Origin of the sequence: Microbacterium lacus (assembly GCF_002812805.1) — a bacterium.
Lineage (GTDB): Bacteria > Actinomycetota > Actinomycetes > Actinomycetales > Microbacteriaceae > Microbacterium > Microbacterium lacus_A.
This window is the reverse complement of record NZ_NMUM01000040.1, coordinates 98,351-114,876: the sequence shown is the minus strand read 5'-3', so window position 1 is coordinate 114,876 and position 16,526 is coordinate 98,351. Positions and strand designations below refer to the sequence as shown.

The 16,526-nt window shown below is 67.1% G+C and carries 14 protein-coding genes; 5 read left to right on the top strand and 9 right to left on the bottom strand.

Translation table 11 applies throughout. The features are described from left to right. Positions 1–15: 15 nt before the first annotated feature. The 3 genes from CGU34_RS13750 to CGU34_RS13740 all read right to left on the bottom strand — a co-directional run bounded on the left by CGU34_RS13750 (position 16) and on the right by CGU34_RS13740 (position 4,346). The gene (locus CGU34_RS13750; protein ID WP_100814418.1) at positions 16–1,089 is read right to left on the bottom strand and encodes a response regulator transcription factor; all 1,074 of its coding nucleotides are present in this window, start codon (positions 1,087–1,089) and stop codon (positions 16–18) included. A 60-nt stretch (positions 1,090–1,149) separates the two neighbouring features. Beyond that, the gene (locus CGU34_RS13745; protein WP_232711680.1) at positions 1,150–2,115 is read right to left on the bottom strand and encodes a glycoside hydrolase family 6 protein; all 966 of its coding nucleotides are present in this window, start codon (positions 2,113–2,115) and stop codon (positions 1,150–1,152) included. 152 nt (positions 2,116–2,267) lie between these two features. Next, positions 2,268–4,346, bottom strand: coding sequence for an acyltransferase family protein (locus CGU34_RS13740; RefSeq protein ID WP_100814416.1), 2,079 nt, complete (start codon positions 4,344–4,346; stop codon positions 2,268–2,270). Positions 4,347–4,512: 166 nt separating this feature from the next. Here CGU34_RS13740 and truA point away from each other — a divergent pair, with 166 nt between their 5' ends. The 3 genes from truA (at position 4,513) to CGU34_RS17765 (ending at position 6,814) form a co-directional block, all read left to right on the top strand. Beyond that, complete coding sequence (gene truA, locus CGU34_RS13735; protein WP_100814415.1) at positions 4,513–5,370, top strand: tRNA pseudouridine(38-40) synthase TruA; 858 nt, start codon at positions 4,513–4,515, stop codon at positions 5,368–5,370. A 97-nt stretch (positions 5,371–5,467) separates the two neighbouring features. Further along, positions 5,468–6,232: an endonuclease/exonuclease/phosphatase family protein gene (locus CGU34_RS13730; RefSeq protein ID WP_100814414.1), complete on the top strand. Its 765-nt coding sequence runs from the start codon at positions 5,468–5,470 to the stop codon at positions 6,230–6,232. A gap of 213 nt (positions 6,233–6,445) precedes the next feature. Continuing rightward, positions 6,446–6,814 (top strand): helix-turn-helix transcriptional regulator, encoded by a 369-nt coding sequence (locus CGU34_RS17765; RefSeq protein ID WP_100814413.1) that lies wholly within the window; start codon positions 6,446–6,448, stop codon positions 6,812–6,814. A 478-nt stretch (positions 6,815–7,292) separates the two neighbouring features. On the opposite strand, the gene CGU34_RS13720 is transcribed toward CGU34_RS17765, so the two are convergent. After that, a complete protein-coding gene (locus tag CGU34_RS13720) occupies positions 7,293–8,603 on the bottom strand; it encodes an HNH endonuclease signature motif containing protein (protein ID WP_100814412.1) in 1,311 nt (436 codons plus the stop codon). A 534-nt stretch (positions 8,604–9,137) separates the two neighbouring features. Here CGU34_RS13720 and CGU34_RS13715 point away from each other — a divergent pair. Next, positions 9,138–9,746, top strand: coding sequence for a VanZ family protein (locus CGU34_RS13715; RefSeq protein ID WP_100814411.1), 609 nt, complete (start codon positions 9,138–9,140; stop codon positions 9,744–9,746). On the opposite strand, the gene CGU34_RS13710 is transcribed toward CGU34_RS13715, so the two are convergent. From CGU34_RS13710 to CGU34_RS13700, 3 genes are all read right to left on the bottom strand, one after another. Continuing rightward, on the bottom strand, positions 9,725–11,035 hold the full coding sequence (locus CGU34_RS13710; protein ID WP_100814410.1) for a UDP-glucose dehydrogenase family protein: 1,311 nt from the start codon (positions 11,033–11,035) through the stop codon (positions 9,725–9,727). The two genes, CGU34_RS13715 and CGU34_RS13710, sit on opposite strands and share 22 nt — an antisense overlap. A 207-nt stretch (positions 11,036–11,242) precedes the next feature. Further along, a complete protein-coding gene (locus tag CGU34_RS13705) occupies positions 11,243–11,839 on the bottom strand; it encodes a hypothetical protein (RefSeq protein ID WP_100814409.1) in 597 nt (198 codons plus the stop codon). 144 nt (positions 11,840–11,983) lie between these two features. Continuing rightward, positions 11,984–13,765 carry a DUF4012 domain-containing protein gene (locus tag CGU34_RS13700; protein WP_232711679.1) on the bottom strand — a complete coding sequence of 594 codons (1,782 nt, stop codon included), beginning with the start codon at positions 13,763–13,765 and terminating at the stop codon, positions 11,984–11,986. Positions 13,766–13,937: 172 nt separating this feature from the next. On the opposite strand from CGU34_RS13700, the gene CGU34_RS13695 reads away from it, so the two are divergent. Further along, a complete protein-coding gene (locus CGU34_RS13695) occupies positions 13,938–14,465 on the top strand; it encodes a VanZ family protein (RefSeq protein ID WP_100814408.1) in 528 nt (175 codons plus the stop codon). A 7-nt stretch (positions 14,466–14,472) separates the two neighbouring features. Here CGU34_RS13695 and CGU34_RS13690 read toward each other — a convergent pair whose 3' ends face one another. Continuing rightward, positions 14,473–15,453, bottom strand: a complete 981-nt coding sequence (locus CGU34_RS13690; protein WP_100814407.1) for a GDP-L-fucose synthase family protein — start codon at positions 15,451–15,453, stop codon at positions 14,473–14,475. After that, positions 15,450–16,481 carry a GDP-mannose 4,6-dehydratase gene (gene gmd / locus CGU34_RS13685; RefSeq protein ID WP_100813328.1) on the bottom strand — a complete coding sequence of 344 codons (1,032 nt, stop codon included), beginning with the start codon at positions 16,479–16,481 and terminating at the stop codon, positions 15,450–15,452. Before gmd ends, CGU34_RS13690 begins: the two co-directional genes overlap by 4 nt. Between the last annotated feature and the right edge of the window lie 45 nt (positions 16,482–16,526).

The window sequence follows — 16,526 nt, the reverse complement described above, 5'->3', positions numbered from 1 at the left end:
CGAGAACGCTCGAAATTAGTTCTCGGTCTCGGGGGTCATCCGGTACCCGACGTCCCGCACGGCTTCGAGATAGCGGGGGACCGGCGAGCTCATGTCGCCGAGCTTGCGGCGCAGGCTGTCGACGTGCGCCTGCACGGCGCGCTTGTCGGCGTCGCCGACGTAGTACGACGTGACGTAGGACTCACCTCGCAGCACGAGGGTCAGGTCTGCCTTGCTGCGGATGCGGCGACGTGACGACATGATCGTCAGCAGCAGCTCGAACTCGGTCTGGGTCAGATCGACCGGCTGATTGCCGATCTCGACCCGGCGCGTCTCGGGGTCGAGGAACAGGTCGCGGTGGTGCATCCACCCGATGTGGGGGTCACGGCGTTCGACGGCGGAACTGGGTCCGTCGATCTCGCCCTCGATGACCTCGTCGTACTCTTCGTCGAGATCGTCGTAGTCTTCGGGCGGCACGACCCGCATCGCCTGTACCGGCTCGTCGTACCTCTCCCACTGCTGTGTAGGGGGCTGCCGCGGGGGTTGCGCCTGCTCGAACGAGCGAGCGCCCGGCCCGCGGTAGATCGGCGGGTCGGCGGGAGCAGACTGTTGGACGGATGGCTGGGGTGCGGGCGCCTGGACCGGGATCGTCGTGGTGTTGATGCGCGGAAACGATGGTCCGACGCTCTCCTGCTGGCGCGGCGAGGGGGCGCCGGGTGCTTCGGTGCGCGGCGGTCGCCGCAGGAAAGCATCGATGCGTGCCCGGAATTCGCGCGGTCGGAACGGCTTGACGATGTAATCGTCGGCGCCGGCGCCGAGTCCCTGGATCACGTCGGATTCTTCGGACATGGCGCTGACCATCATGATGAAGGTCGGGCTGCCACCTGCGCGGATGCGACGAGCGGCTTCGAAGCCGTCGATCCCCGGCATGCTGACATCGAGCGTCGTGATGAGGGGCTTGTAGGCCAGGGCGGCGCGGACGCCATCCAGCCCGTTGCCGACGGAGACGACGGAGAACCCGGCCGACTCGAAGACGCTGGCGATCAGGTGCCGAACGTCGGGGTCGTCCTCGACGATAACGGCGGTGCGCAGCTCATCGGCATCGGCCATTCGGTCGCTCCCTTTGCTGACGGTGGATCCTGTCGAATTCTCGCACACACGGGGCAGGCATTATTCGTTCTCGTCTTCGATGACGACCACGTCGGCGGTCAGGACGATGGCGGACTGCGGCCACCAGGCGCCCGCGGCAGGGCCGCCGTTGCAGGTGCCGTCGCTCTCGCCCGGCACCTTGATCCAGAGGTTGGTGTCGACGACGTCGTCGTGCACGGTTCCGGGAGCAGATCCGACGCGCCGGTCCGGCGGGTTGCACCACTCGCCCGTCCCCCCGACGCCATTGCGTGCGGAGTCGATCACGGCGTGCGCACCGCCGAGCAGTCCCGACAGCTGGCGTGCGTAGGCGACCTCATCGCGGTCGGTGTTGTAGTTCGAGACGTTCGTGGCGAATCCGCGGACCTGGTCGATGACGCCCATCTGGCGGATGAATCCCGCCATGACCTCGGGGGAGTGCCATGTCGAGTGGCCGCCGTCGATGTAGATGTCGGCGTTCTCGGCCGACAGGTTCGTGACCGCGCCCTGCAACTGTGGCGCGCGCTCGGCGAGGTTGCCGCACTCCTGGGCCAGGGCGATCGAGTCCGGTTCGAGCATGACGATCGTCTCGATGCCGGATGCGCTCACCGCCGCGCCGATCTCGGCGGTCCAGATCGCGTAGTCGGCCTCGGACAGCCCCCCGGCCGAGAAGTTGCCGCAGTCGCGTCCCGGCAGCCCGTAGATGACGATCGTCGAGATCGCGCCCTGGTCGGATGCTTCCTGGGCCAGGGCGGTGACGCGGGGGCCGACGCCGCCGATCGGGTCGCGCTCGGGTACGAGCCAGTAGGCCGTGGGCTGCTGCGCGAGGTAGGCGGCGGCGAGCTGCTCGGGGGTGCCGATGGGCTCGCTCGCGGCGTGCCGTGATGCTTCGGTGTTGGCGTACAGCGCCGGACGGATCGGGTCGGGTGCGCTCGTGATATCTCCGTCTTTGAGGAGGTTCCAGGCGGCCGCGCCCACCACCACGATCAGTGCCAGAACGATCAGGACCACCGCGATCGTACGGCCGGGCCGTCTGCGCGTTCTCGCGTCGCGCGAGGGAGGGGGCGAGGACGTCACCCTGAGAATCTATCGGTCGCCAGCACCCTCTCTTGACGCGCCGCGCTCGCGTCATCGTGCGGCGCGAGAAGCCGGCCCAGCAGGGTCTACTCGCCGCCTCCGTCGACCAGTCGCGTCGCGAGCGCCGACGCGCGGACCGACTTGTCGAACGCGGCCTGGGCCCGGGCATCTTCCACACCCTGCACGGCCGTCGCCACGGTCTCGGCGAAGAGCCTTCCGCCCGTGGGGCCGGGGTGGATGCGGTCGCCCGCGAGCAGGTCCTGGTGTGCCGCGGCGGCGCCCGCCCAGTCGGCGACGACGACGTTGGCCTGGGCCGCATCGAAGGTCGCGAGCTCGGCGTTGACCCCGGCGATCCAATCGCGCGGTGCGAAGGCGTTCACGAGAACGAGGTGCCGGTCGGGCCCGATCGCCTGTTCGAGGCGGGCGAGCGCTTCGGCGCTGATCGGACCGTTCGTGCCGAGCGCGATCACGACGTAGGGCCGAAGCTGCCCGGCGGCGGCCTGCGCTTCGGCAATGCCGACGCCGGCGTTCAGGGAACGCGAGACGGATGCGTCGATCTGGATTCCCGGCAGGCGTTCCATCAGTCCGGGTGCCGACGCGAGCATGACGGAGTCGCCGATGGCGCTGACCTGGTCGCCGGTCACGGGGGTCGGCCGCGGCCCGGGCACGGGCTCATCGCCCGTCTGCACGGCGAGCGGCGGCTCGACCCGGGGGCCCGACGACGAAGACGGGGATGGCGACCGTGATTGTGATGGTGCGTCTGCCGAGTCGAGAGCCTGCTGTCCCGCTTCGACCGCGGTCGCCCCCGACGTGACCTCGGGCGCAATCGCGATCGCGCTGGTCGTGGCGCCCGCGGCGAACACAAACGCCGTGACGGCCGCGAGAGCGGCGAAGCGACCCGCCGGTGCCCCGGACAAGCGAGCGCGGAGAGCCGCGAACGAGGCGCGGAAGCCGTTCCGGCGGATGGGGGTCTCGATGAACCGGTACGAAACGATCGCGGCGAAGAGAGTGATGGCGAGGGCCCAGAGCCCCACCGCGAGAGGGACCTCGGTGCCGGGGGCGATCGAGAGGCCCGCCATGAGAAGAACGAGCACGGGCCAGTGCCACAGGTAGATGCCGTACGAGCGTTGCCCGACGAAGCGGAGCGGCGGAAGATCGAGCGCACGTCCGAGAACCGAGCCCGGCCATGCGCCGGCGGTGATTGCGACGACCGTGAGCAGGCAGGCGACGAGCAGGGCGCCCGGGAACGTCGCCGTGTCGGGCGCGGGCGGCACGGTCGCGATCGCGACGATCCCCGCGACGGCCAGTGCGCCGAGGGCGGTGACACCGCGGCGAACGCCGGCGCGCAGCATCCAGGCGGTCGGTGTGCGAAGCGCCTGCCCCGCGACGAACGCGAGCGCGACGCCGAGCAGGATGCCGAAGCCGTGTGAGTCGGTGCCGAAGTAAGCCCGCGTCACGCCCACTCCGCCGCTCGCGCCTGCCAGTGCGTTCGACACGAGCACGGCCATCCAGAGGGCCGACCCCGCGGCCGCGACGACGGCTACGCCCGCGCGGACGATGCGTGAGGGGATCAGCAACAGGAGCGGGAAGAGCAGGGGCCACAGCACGTAGAACTGCTCTTCGACAGCGAGGGACCAGAGGTTGCGGAACAGCTCGGGGGTGCCCGCGTCGAAGTATCCGCTGCCCGCCGAGATCGAGATCCAGTTGAAGCTGAAGGTCAGGGCGCCGAGCACCTGTCGCCCGAAGCCGACGAGGACGTCGCCGCCGATCGTCCACGCCCAGAGCCCGCACACCACGATCAGCGTCACGAGCGCCGGCAGCAGGCGCCGGGCGCGGCGTCGCCAGAACCCGACCAACGAGATGCGTCGCCCCCGGCCCACGGCCTCGGATGACGCGGCTTCGGATGTCGAGGCTTCGTGCAGCAGCAGCGAGGTGATCAGGAACCCGCTGATGACGAAGAAGACGTCGACCCCGATGAACCCCTGCGGCAGCCACCACGCGGGGAACAGGTGATAGGCCACCACGAGTGCCACCGCGATCGCGCGCAGTCCATCAAGTCCCGCATACCGCCCCGAAACGGGCGCAGAAACGACCGGCAGAGCAGGCGCGACGGGACGGTCGAGCGCGGGAGCCGAGGCGGGGGCGGTGGGGATATCGCGAGTCATGGGGTACCGGGCGGCGGACGTAGCGCCCCCATTTTCGGGGGAGTGTGTGGGGCACATGCGGGTGGCGTCGACGCAGGCCAAGTTTACGTCGGGGGCGCCGACACTGCGAGAAGGATTGCCGGCGGCGGGCCCCTGAGGTGTTCCGCCGCGGCAATAGGCTGAGCGGGTGCGGATCCGCCTCGACATCGCCTACGACGGCACGCATTTTCGCGGCTGGGCGCGGCAGACGAGCCTCCGCACCGTCCAGGGGACGCTCGAGGATGCCCTCGCGCTGGTGCTCGGCACCGCCTACACATCCACCCCGACCCCACGCCTCGTCGTCGCGGGCCGCACGGATGCCGGTGTGCACGCCGCCGGCCAGGTTGCGCACCTCGATCTCGACGCACAGCTGCTCGACGCTCTGGGCCGGTCGCGCCCGAAGTACGGCAGCCCGCTCGATCTGCTGGCGCAGCGCGTGCGTGGCGTGCTCGGCAAGTACGCGGACGTCACCGTGCGGAACATCCGGGAGGCCCCCGAGGGGTTCGATGCCCGCTTCTCCGCCGTCTGGCGCCGCTACCGGTACCGCATCGCCGATTCGACGACGGGCTACGACCCGCTCGAGCGCACGCGCACGACGAACGTCAACGCCCGCCTCGATGAAGAGGCGATGGATGCTGCCGCCCGGTCGCTGATCGGACTGCACGACTTCGCGGCGTATTGCCGGCCCCGCGAGGGTGCGACGACCATCCGGACGCTGCTCGAGTACGACTGGCGGCGCGACGCGAACGGCGTGCTGATCGCGAATGTGCGCGCGGATGCGTTCTGCCACAGCATGGTGCGCGCCCTCGTCGGCGCCTGTGTCGCGGTCGGCCGCGGCAGGCTGAGCATCGAGGACGTCGCGACCCTGCGGGACGCGCAGGAACGCACCAGCGCCTTCCCCGTGCTGGCTGCCCGCGGCCTCACCCTGATGGAGGTGGGGTACCCCGCCGACGATCAGCTCGCGTCGCGCGCCGACGCCACCCGCGCTCGCCGCGACGAGGAGTGAGAACTCGCTCGTCCACCTGAGAGTTCTCAAAGAACCCCGCACCGTCGGTCAACGCGTCACCCGACGGTAACGTCTCGCGCATATCCTGGTTGGCGGTATGAAGGTCATCTCTTACAACCTGCGCAAGCACCGTGCGGCCACCGAGCTCGCGGCGCTCGCCGAGCGCTACGAACCCGATGTGCTCTGCCTGCAGGAGTGCGACTCCACCGACATTCCCGACACCATCCATGGCCTCAAGCTCGCGGATGCCACGAGCCGCAACCGCCTCGGACTTGCGGTCTACTTCCGCGAGAACACCTACCGTGCTGAGGCCGTGCGGGCGATGAGCCTGAAGAAGTCGCTGCACGACCGTGTGCTGAAGCCCGCGGAGGAGCGCCTGCTCGGGGTGCGCCTACACGATATCGACGCGGGCCACGAGATGATCGTCGCGTCCTTCCACGCCGCGCCCCTGACCGCCCTCAACTCTCTGCGCCGGCACCAGATCCGCACGGCACTCGATGAACTCGACACGCTCGGCCCGGGTCTTCCCACCCTCATGGTCGGCGACTACAACTACCCCGTCTTCAAGGAGAACCTCGGCCAGCGCATCCGCGACCAGGGCTACGAGCTGAACCTCAGTGACGCCCGCACCTACACGCGCTACCGCTTCTTCCGCGGCCACTACGATTTCGCCACCTCGGTCGGTTTCGAGATCGACAAAGTGCAGACCCTTCCGCAGGGCCTCTCCGACCACAAGCCCATCCTCGTTACGGCCAAGGCGATCGCCGCGACGAACGACGCGACCCCGAACGCCACGACCCCCAACGCCATGCCAGGCACGCCCACCCCCGGCGAGCCCCTCGCGCCCGCGGCAAGCGCCTGAATCTTCTGGCTCGACTCGCGTCGTAAAACGCCCCATGTGGCGTCTCATGAGAGAGCGACCATTCCGCGCGCCCTCTATCGTGGTCGAACACATCAGAACCGTCTGATGGTGGGGATTGCCGTGAGCGAGAACAGCATGTCGAGCGTGCGCGCGAGTCAGCGCCCGAGCGGGTGTTGGTCGCACCTGAGCACCTGAGCACCTGAGCCTGAGCACCTGCGTTCCGCGATCGAGATCGCCGCGCGCGACGAGGGCTGGCTGGCCGCCGCCGATGTCTTCCAGCGGCACTGGGATCTCTACGCCACCGCATGTTCCACTACAGAACGCCACGCGAACCTCGACGCCCTCACTCGTCGCGAGCGCGAGTTGCTCGTCCTCATCGCCGACGGTCAGCCCTTCGCCGATATTGCAGACACGCTCTTCATCAGCCTCAACACCGTCAAACCCTCACCCGCAGCCTCTATCGCAAGCTCGGCGTTCACAGTCGCGCCGAGGCCACCGCCCTCGCCCGCCAGCTCTAAACAGCACAATAACTCGGCCCCAGAACCTCACCCCCAGGGTGAATTCGAGTCGCTTCGGGGGTGATATCTGCCGGAACCCCAGGGCGCGATTATGAGAGCGCTCTAATGTTGCATATCGAACGCCTTACGCACCGTGGGGCTTCTCGTCTGTTCAGGGAATCGTCGTGCCGCGCATGCTTCTCTCTTCCGCCGTGCGGGTGAGTGACCCGTTCGACTTCGGTGTGAGCGTCAGCTCGATCGAGTCGTTTACGTCACCAGGCTCCACGCGAGACGAGAAGCCGCAGTAGCGAGGGATTCGCGCCAGCCGGACGGTTCGGGCGGGGTGACGTCCCACCACCACTCAGAGGGACGTCACCCCGCAGGACGCCGGACAGGAACTCCGGACACAGTACGCCGGACACAGGACTCGGACGCCGAACACAACAACGTGAGAACGGTCTTGCCCGGCCCGCCAGATGCGCACCGTCCCGCACCTCGCCCGAAACCGTCGGGCGCCCGCACCTCGCACGCAACCGTCGCGCCGCCGCGCCGCGCCGCACCACTCAGAAAGGTGGCGGCTCCAGATCAGGCACGAATCCCACCAGGACCGGCGGCGGTATGTCGATATAGACCTTGCCGCCGGGTGACGTCCATTCGAGTACTCCGCCGGGCAGGTGCCTGACCATCCACGGAGTTTCGCCCTTCAATACATGGTGTCTTCGGCAGAAGCACGCGAGGTTGCAATGCGATGTCTCACCGCCGAGGGCATAGTCCCGCCCGTGATCGACATCGCACCGATGCGCCGGCATTCGACACCCGGGGAATCGGCAATGTGGGTCGCGAACCCGCAGATATCGGGTCAAATCCGCGGATCTTGTGTACCGATCGACCGCCAACACCCCTCCGGTGATCGGATCGGCGAGCACTCGTTCCCACCCCGGCGCCGAGAGGGCCAGGATGCGGGCCGTATCGATGTCGACGGGAGCGCGGCCGACAAGTTCGGCGGGGTCAGCGGTGACGCCGGCCAGCGCCAGCGCAGGGACCGTCACGTTGACGACCGCACGGATCGACGCGAGCCCGCCGTACCCGTCCGAGAGCCCCTCGCCCGTCGCCGGGTCGACCCGGTGAGTCAGCACGATCTCCGCGAGGAGATCAGCACGCACCTGACTCATGGTTCGCGGGTCGGGCTCGGCGCCGTCTGCAGTCGCAGCGGAAGCCGCGTTGGTGATCTTGCGGGCCATCTGCGTGAGCATGTCGTGCATGCCATGGACGGGAACCGCGGGACCCCGCATAACCAACTCCGCCATGCCGTCCGCGTCGTCGCGGACCCACACACCTCGCCCCTCGCGGGCAGCCTTGTGCCGATCGGCAAACGTGCGGGGCTGTACCTCTTCAACCAGACGCGCCAAGGACGCATTCAGCCGACCAGCGGTGGTGGACTCAGCCCGCGCGATCGCCTCGGCCTCGAAGACCTCACGCACGGAAGGATCTTCGATCTTCGACCCGTGATCGACGATCACACGGACGTGTGCCACAGCCACACGGCCTTCGCCCAGAGCCTTGAGCGTCGCCCCGAACTTGGTCGAGATGGTGTGTGCCTCGTCGATTCTGCGTTGCACAGTCCTATCGGACTGGTTCGCCCGCGCGGCGAGCTCAGCTGCGATCGCCCGCAGCGGTAGTTCTGCTTCGCGTGCACTCGTCCGCGGCAGGGCTTCCATTCGCTCGAACGCAACGTCTCCCGCCCGCGCCAAAACGCGAAGCACCTTCGCCTCTGCGGCAGCCAACTCGGCAATCGCGGTCCAGTACTCATCCGCAACGTCGGCAGAAACGACGTCGATGCTGCCCGCTTGAGTCTCGCGGCTGTTCGAATGCATGTACCAAAAGTATCAGCGAGCGCCGACATCAAGCCCACGATATTACGAGGTTGTGGATAAGTAATTAGAACAAAAATGCGAGAAAAGTCGCCACCGGATGCCCCAAAGAGCGCCACCCCCGATGCCCGGCAGGTCGCCGCACAAACCCAATGGCCGCACGAACCCAGTGGCCACATGAACCAGATCGTCGCGCGCCAACACGCAACCACCCAAACCCGCCTGCTCGCCGCATCGACGAGAAACGCGCCTCCACCCGCGAACGCAACCCATCCCCTCGACGGCAAGGGATCGCCCGCGATCCCGCGGCAGCTTCCGGCGCGCACCGCAGCCGACACCGGCCCAGGACCTGCACTCACCCGGATGCCGCAGCCCGTCAGCATCGCCCACCGGGCGCCGTCCAGCCCCCGTCCGGTAGTCTCCAACGAACATTTGGGCTGCACCGGCGCGACCCGACCCGACCCGATCCGACTCGATCCGACTCGCACCCGGAGACCCATGCACCCCGCGCCGAAATCCGCACCAGTACCGACGTCGGTGCCGGCCACGCCCAAAGCGCACGAGGCGCCACCGAAACCGCCGCCACCGCCCCCACCGCCCCTGCCAAGACCACCGCTCCCGCCGAAGCCACCACTGCCGCCCCTGCCAAGACCACCGCTCCCGCCGAAGCCGCCACTGCCGCCGAAGCCACGCGCACCAGCCTCAGCGACCCGCCGCAGCGCCAGCCCCAAGAAAAGGCTCACCCGCACCCTCTGGGCCGCCCTGGTCGTCTACGGCATCACCCTCGCGACGATCGCCCTCTGGCCCACCCACGTCGACGCCCCCGTAAGCGGCCTACTCAGCGCAATCACCCGCGCTATCCCCTGGCTCACCTATCCGCGCATCGAGTTCACGGCGAACATCCTTCTGTTCGTCCCGTTTGGCGCGCTCGCAACGCTCCTGATACCGCGCGTCCGCTGGTGGTACGCCCTCATTGCCGCGCTCGCGTTCTCGACGACGGCCGAGTTGCTGCAGATGCTCGCGACCGATCGAACGTCAAGCGTTCAGGATGTCGTGGCCAACACCCTCGGCGCCGCTATCGGCATCCTCGCGGTCACCCTAACCAGAGCAACGCCCAAGAAGCCTCAGGGCCGACCCATCCCGTAGTACGTCCACCCCGCCGCGCGCCACGCAGCCGCATCCAAGCAGTTACGCCCGTCGATGACCACAGGCGACGCCACCAACGATGCCGCGTGCGTGGGTGCCAGATCGCGGCGGTACTCGTCCCACTCGGTCACGACCACGACGGCGTCGGCACCGCGCAGGGCTTCATCGCGATCGGCGACGAAGTTGAGTTGCGGATGCAGCCGCTCGGCGTTCGCGATCGCCTCAGGATCGGTCACCGTGACCCAGGCGCCAAGCCCGCGCAGGCGAACCGCGACGTCCAGGGCGGGGGAGTCGCGCACGTCATCGCTGTGCGGCTTGAAGGCCGCACCGAGCACGGTGACGTTCTTCTTGAACACCGAGCCGCCCAGCGCCGCGACGACCAAGTCCACAGCACGGTCGCGGCGACGCAGGTTGATCGCGTCGACCTCACGCAAGAACGCGACCGACTCACCGCGTCCGAGCTCTTCGGCTCGCGCCGAGAAGGCACGGATGTCTTTGGGAAGGCACCCTCCACCGAACCCGATGCCGGCGCCCAAGAATCGGCGCCCGATGCGCGCGTCATGCCCGATCGCGTCGGCCAGCTGCGTGACGTCGGCTCCCGTGACCTCGGCGATCTCGGCCATGGCGTTGATGAACGAGATCTTGGTCGCCAAGAACGCGTTGGCGGCCACCTTGACGAGCTCGGCCGTGGCGTAGTCGGTCACGAGAAACGGCGTGCCTTTCGCGACGGCCGGGTGGTAGACCTCGCGCAGCACATCGGCCGCGCGCGAGCCCGAATCGTCGGTCGGCACTCCCACCACCAGGCGGTCGGGGTCGATCGTGTCTTGAACGGCCCACCCCTCGCGTAAGAACTCGGGGTTCCACACGAGGGTGGCGCCGGTCGGCGAGACGACGGATGCGAGTCGAGCCGCAGTGCCCACGGGCACGGTCGACTTGCCCGCAACCACGTCGCCCGGCGACAACCAGGGAACCAAAGCGTCAAACGCCGCGTCGACGTACGTCAGGTCGGCGGCGTAGCCGTCCTTCCGTTGAGGCGTCCCGACGCCGACGAAGTGCACAGCAGCGCCGTGCGCCTCAGAAATGTCCGTCGTGAATCGCAGGTTGCCCGACGCGATCCCGGCCTCCAGAATGTCGGTCAACCCCGGCTCGAAGAACGGCGCCTCGCCCCGAGATAGGGATTCGATCTTGGCCGCGTCGACGTCGATTCCAATGACTTCGTGACCGATGGATGCCATGGCCGCCGCATGAACGGCTCCGAGATATCCGCAGCCAATGACCGACAGACGCATGCTTCTCCTTGATTGTGACGCGATGTGGGGCGAGCGCCCCGCTCAGAATGGTCGCGTCACCGCACTACCGAGCATAGAGAGCCCGGGTGACCATTGTGTTTCCGGCGCTTCGACCCCCGTCGCCAGGTATCCGCGAACAGACCGATGGCCGCAGCCCTGAGTTCAGGATGCTGCGGCCACCGGTAAAGATGAGCCCTTAGGCTGCGATCAGGCGTCGACCTTCTGACGCTGGCGACGAACCGTGGTCGCGACGACGACTGCGCCACCGGCGAGCAGAAGCGCGCCGCCGCCGACCCACAGGCCGAGCAGCATGGCGCCGTCGGTTCCGGTGTTGGCGATCGCGTCACCGGATCCTCCCGCGCCACCGCCTGCAACGGCTGCGGTGACCGAGATGCCACCCGGCACGCTCGGCGAGGTGGCGGTGAAGACGTAGTTGCCGACCGCGTTCGAGGGCAAACGCACCTGGAACGGGGGAGCAGTTCCATCCGCTGCTGCCTGGACGGTGCCGAGGATTCTCGTCTCGATAGCCGTCTTGACGACCATGGCGAGAGATGCGCCGGACGCATTCTCTCCCGTCAGGCTGAGCGTCACGGTCTCGCCGAACACGAAGGTGCTGGGCGCGAAGTTGATGACGACGATCCCGCCAGGGGCAACGTTCGAGACGTTGATGATGATGTTGTTCGATGTCGATCCGGACGGCGGGTAGCTCGGGGCTGGCGATGCCGAAGCGGCGGCAGGCGCCGCGAGTGCGAAGGCGCCGACCAGCACGAGGGTGGCGGCGGCTTTGGGGAAGGGAAGCCTCATGTCAGTTCCTTTATGGGTCTCGGTGTGCGGGGAGGCGGCGCTAGGTCGCCCGCTCTTGATGCTCCGGTGTGGAACGAGGAGAGAAGACCACAAGTAGGCCGTCCCGAAAAAACGACCCTATGAACTGCCCCCCTCGTTCCAGTATTAGGCAAACTCGCAGGAAATGCTAATGTCCTCTGTTTCATTTACGTTAAGCGTTGGAGTACGAACGACGTCGAGCACGTCGGTGAACGGCGTCTCGACGGTGAAGTCGAAGGATGCGGAGCCCCCGGGCGGAAGGTCCACGCTCCACGTGATGACCTCACGGCCTGCATGCATATGCGAGTCGATCGTCCGCGATTCGGTCGCTCTGGAACGCAAGATGCTGGCACCCTCGGGTAGGTAGATGTAGGCCACGGTTCGCGCAGTTCCGGCCGGCACCCCGAAGATGCCGTCTCCGTGCACATAGGGCGGCAGCGACGTAGCGGCATCGGCGGGTGCCTCGTTCTTGATGGTCACCCGTAATGCAGCAGCGTTCGTTTCGTCCGATAGCGGACCGCACCACGCAGCTGTCGTATTCAGCCGCGCGTAGTAGTCCATCTTCGAGCCGGTGCCGTCGTTGACGTAGACGCCGAATCGAGTGGCCGAGGCATCCGTGACCGGCAGTCCGCCCTGCAGCGTCGTGCCACCGAGCACTGCCTGGTCTTCGGCGTGTGCGCTCCAGATCAGCAGGCGGCGCTCTTCACCGGCGCGAGCGAGCGCTTCGAGTAGCGGGCCGGGTTGAGCAGTCCCGGCACTGATCGCGTCGAAGACGGCGGCCGCGGATGCAGCGAAGAACACATCGGCCTCGCCGCCGGTGGGATACCTCAGATACGCCTCGTTGAGCAGCAATCGCGCGGCGTTCTCGCTGTCCAACACGTCACCCGTGGCGACTGTCACGGGGCCGGTCGCCTCGAGCAGGTACGACAGGGCGACGGGGTCGATGCTGATCACGCCATCGACGGGTGTTCCGTACTTACGCGTCCAGAACTCGTTGGCGAGTTGCGCGGCAACAGCGAAGTCGGTTACCTGGGTGACATTCTGAAACCACATGCCGGGACTCTCCCCTGTGACAGCGAGCTGGTCGTCGTCCAGCGGTAGCACCGACTCCCTATACGACGGAAACCCCCCGGTCGAGTCCTGCTCGGTCAGCGTCATGGCGCCGTTCTCGGTATGGATTAATACCATCGCGCCGGGGTTGCCGCCGAGCGAGCGCCATTCGGCATTGTTTTGCACGATCACCAGATAGTCGCGCGGACCGTCCGCACCGAGCATGCGGGGCAGCAGCACGCTGGCGTTCGCCAATGACTCGGTCGCAACAGTGACGCCGTCCAGAAGGGAAGAGACCTCGTCAAAGGGTGTGCGAACGGCTCCAACCAGTGCCGCGCGGTCAAGTGCGGCGACCGAAGCTGCTGCCCGTCGTGTTCCGTCGGCAGCGATGGCGGCCGCATCACGCATCTCGATGAAGGGAGTGACGTCGATCGCGCCATCCCGCGGCGTGAAGGAGTCTAGGTCGATGGTTCCCGCGACGTCGATCAGGGGGCCGAGGGCATCGCTTGCCACATCGTCGATACTGCGCGCGAGCACCGAAACCGCGTTGAGCTGGGGGCCGATCCACGGCAGCGACTCGGCGGTTCGCCAGATCGCGTCGCTCGTGAGCTCGCGGGCCGCTGAGGTGTCCTCCGACAGCGCATCGGCGGCTGTCGCGGCGGCCGCCGGATCGGTGGAGACGAGGGTAGGTAACTCGGCTGCGGATTGCTGCGCTTCACTCAGGTGCGATTGTGCGAGCGACGCACGGATGCCTATCCAGGCAGCGCTTGTGACCACCACCAGCAGAACGGCGCCCAGCACCACGGTGAAAACTCTGCCGGCCACCCGTCGCGAATGACGGGGCCGCAGTGTACTCACTCACTCACCCTAAGTGACGCACGGCGAGCGCCCGGTGCCGGCTCTCGGGAGGGGGGATTATATGTTGCGTGACTCTCACGCCGCGTCGCGGCGGGCGCATCGGTCGCCGATCCGATAGTCTCTCCCGCACTAGTCCGCGGCATTGGTGCACCCGATCCGAACCCGGAGGCCCATGGAACCCGCAGCGCCCCTCGCTCCCTCGCTTGCCGCGCTCGATAGTCCACGGACCCGGCAACAGCTTCGCCGCCCGCAGCGCCAGCCGGGCGATGCGACGACGCCGGTCATGGTGACGAGGACGATCCATCGCAGGCCACGATGGGTGGTCGTGGTGCTCTGGCTCCTCGTGCTGGTCTACGGGGTTGCGCTTGCGTTCATCGCGTTGTGGCCGACGTACGTTGACGTGCCGGCGCGTCCGATGCTTGACGCGATCACCGCGGAGTGGCCCTTGCTGACGTACGCGCGCATCGAGTTCATCGCGAACGTCCTGTTGTTCGTGCCGTTCGGTTTTCTCCTCACGCTGATCCTGCGGCGAGGTCACTATGTCGTGCTCCCTGCCGCGCTCGTCGTTTCCGTTGCCGTTGAGGCGTGCCAGGTTCTCATCGACGAGCGCGTATCGAGCCTGCTAGACGTGGTTGCGAATGTCACCGGCGCGTGTGTCGGCATCCTTCTCGCCGCGCTAATCCGCGCTGCCCGCCGCTAACGAAGGCCTACTCGCGCAGTGTCCCGACGTGCTGGCGATACCAGGCGACGGTTCGTTCCAGTCCCTCACCGAGCGTGATCTGCGAAGTCCACCCTGCGTCGGCGAGCTTTGACACGTCGAGCAGTTTCTGGGGCGTCCCGTCTGGCTTGCTTGTGTCCCATTCCGTCTCGCCGGTGAACCCGACGACGTTCGCGATCGTGTTCGCGATCTCGCGAATCGTCACGTCTGATCCGGTACCGACGTTCACCTGCTCCGGGCCGTCGTAGTGCTCGAGCAGGTGGAGGCAGGCGTCAGCCATGTCGTCTGCGTGCAAGAACTCGCGGCGAGGCGTGCCCGTGCCCCAGTTGGTAACGACGGGAGCGCCCGTCTGCGCAGCCTCGTCGTAGCGGCGGATGAGCGCGGGTAGAACGTGTGAACCCTGGGGAGAGAAGTTGTCGTTGGGGCCGTACAGGTTGGTCGGCATGGCCGAGATCCACGGCAGTCCGTACTGGCGGCGTACCGCCTGGGTCTGGAGGATGCCCGCGATCTTCGCGATCGCGTACGAGTCGTTGGTTGGCTCGAGGTGACCGGTGAGCAGCGAGTCCTCGTGGATCGGCTGTGATGCGAACTTGGGGTAGATGCAGGACGAACCGAGAAACAGAACACGCTCGACATCGTTCGCGAGTGCGGCATCCAAGACGTTGACCTGAATGCGCATGTTGTCGCTCAGGAAGTCGACGGGGTAGGTGCTGTTCGCCAGGATGCCGCCGACCTTCGCCGCCGCCAGCACAACGTACTTGGGCTTGATCTCGGACATGTACTCGAACACCGCATCGCGGTTCTTGAGGTCAAGCTCAGCTGAGGGCTTGCCGACGAGCCGGTCGAAGCCCGCGGATTCGAGTCGCCGCCAGATCGCGGATCCGACCAGCCCGCGGTGACCGGCGACGTAGAAGGTCGCGTCGCGATCGAGCGGGCGCGGGGTGTAATCGAGCCCGTCCGAAGCCGTCACTTGGTGCCCCACGAGCCGAGCGAAACTTTGTCGATCCAGGGACGTCCCGCGTGCTCGAGAGCCTCGATGTCGGCGTCGACCATCAGACGAGCCAGTTCGCGACCGTCGATCGTCGGGGTCCAGCCCAGCTTGTCCTTCGCGTGGGACGGGTCGCCGATCAGCGCGTCGACCTCGGTGGGGCGAAGGTAGCGCTCGTCAAAGCGGACGTGCTTCTCCCAGTCGAGACCGGCGTGACTGAACGAGATCTCGAGAAATTCGCGCACGGTGATGCCGAGCCCGGTCGCGAGAACGAAGTCGTCGGGTTCGTCGACCTGCAACATGCGCCACATGCCCTCGACGTACTCGGCGGCGTAACCCCAGTCGCGGATCGAGTCGATGTTGCCCATGTAGACGTGCTCTTGCGTCCCCGCCTTGATGGCTGCGACAGCACGTGTGATCTTGCGCGTCACGAACGTCTCACCACGGCGAGGCGATTCGTGGTTGAAGAGGATGCCGTTGACCGCGAACATGCCGTAGGCCTCGCGGTAGTTCTTGGTGATCCAGTAGCTGTAGAGCTTCGCGGCCGCGTAAGGCGAGCGGGGGTAGAAGGGCGTGCTCTCGTCCTGCGGCGGGGGAGTGGCCCCGTAGAGCTCGGACGACGACGCCTGGTAGAACCGCGTCTGGATGCCCGAGAGTCGAACGGCTTCGAGCATGCGGATCGTGCCGGTGCCGGTCGTGTCGGCCGTGTGCTCGGGCTCGTCGAACGAGACACGTACGTGCGACTGAGCGGCCAGGTTGTATACCTCGTCGGGGTTGATCTCGGCCAGGAGGGTCACCAGACGCGCACCGTCGCTCAGGTCGCCGTAATGCAGGAAGAGATTCGCGGCCGGGTCGTGGGGGTCAACGTAGAGGTGGTCGATGCGCGCCGTGTTGAAGGTTGATGCTCGCCGGATCAGCCCGTGCACTTCGTACCCCTTCGAGAGCAGAAGCTCGGCGAGGTAGGAACCATCCTGGCCCGTGATTCCGGTGATGAGTGCACGCTTCGTCAAGGGATTCCGTTCACATAGGTTCACAGTCGCGGGGAGAGTTCGACT

Bases quoted from the DNA above. Each gene is read 5' to 3' on its own strand.
- CGU34_RS13750 (WP_100814418.1), bottom strand. From the start codon at position 1,089: ATGGCCGATGCCGATGAGCTGCGCACCGCCGTTATCGTCGAGGACGAC.
- CGU34_RS13740 (WP_100814416.1), bottom strand. From the start codon at position 4,346: ATGACTCGCGATATCCCCACCGCCCCCGCCTCGGCTCCCGCGCTCGAC.
- CGU34_RS13730 (WP_100814414.1), top strand. From the start codon at position 5,468: ATGAAGGTCATCTCTTACAACCTGCGCAAGCACCGTGCGGCCACCGAG.
- CGU34_RS13720 (WP_100814412.1), bottom strand. From the start codon at position 8,603: ATGCATTCGAACAGCCGCGAGACTCAAGCGGGCAGCATCGACGTCGTT.
- CGU34_RS13710 (WP_100814410.1), bottom strand. From the start codon at position 11,035: ATGCGTCTGTCGGTCATTGGCTGCGGATATCTCGGAGCCGTTCATGCG.
- CGU34_RS13705 (WP_100814409.1), bottom strand. From the start codon at position 11,839: ATGAGGCTTCCCTTCCCCAAAGCCGCCGCCACCCTCGTGCTGGTCGGC.
- CGU34_RS13695 (WP_100814408.1), top strand. From the start codon at position 13,938: ATGGAACCCGCAGCGCCCCTCGCTCCCTCGCTTGCCGCGCTCGATAGT.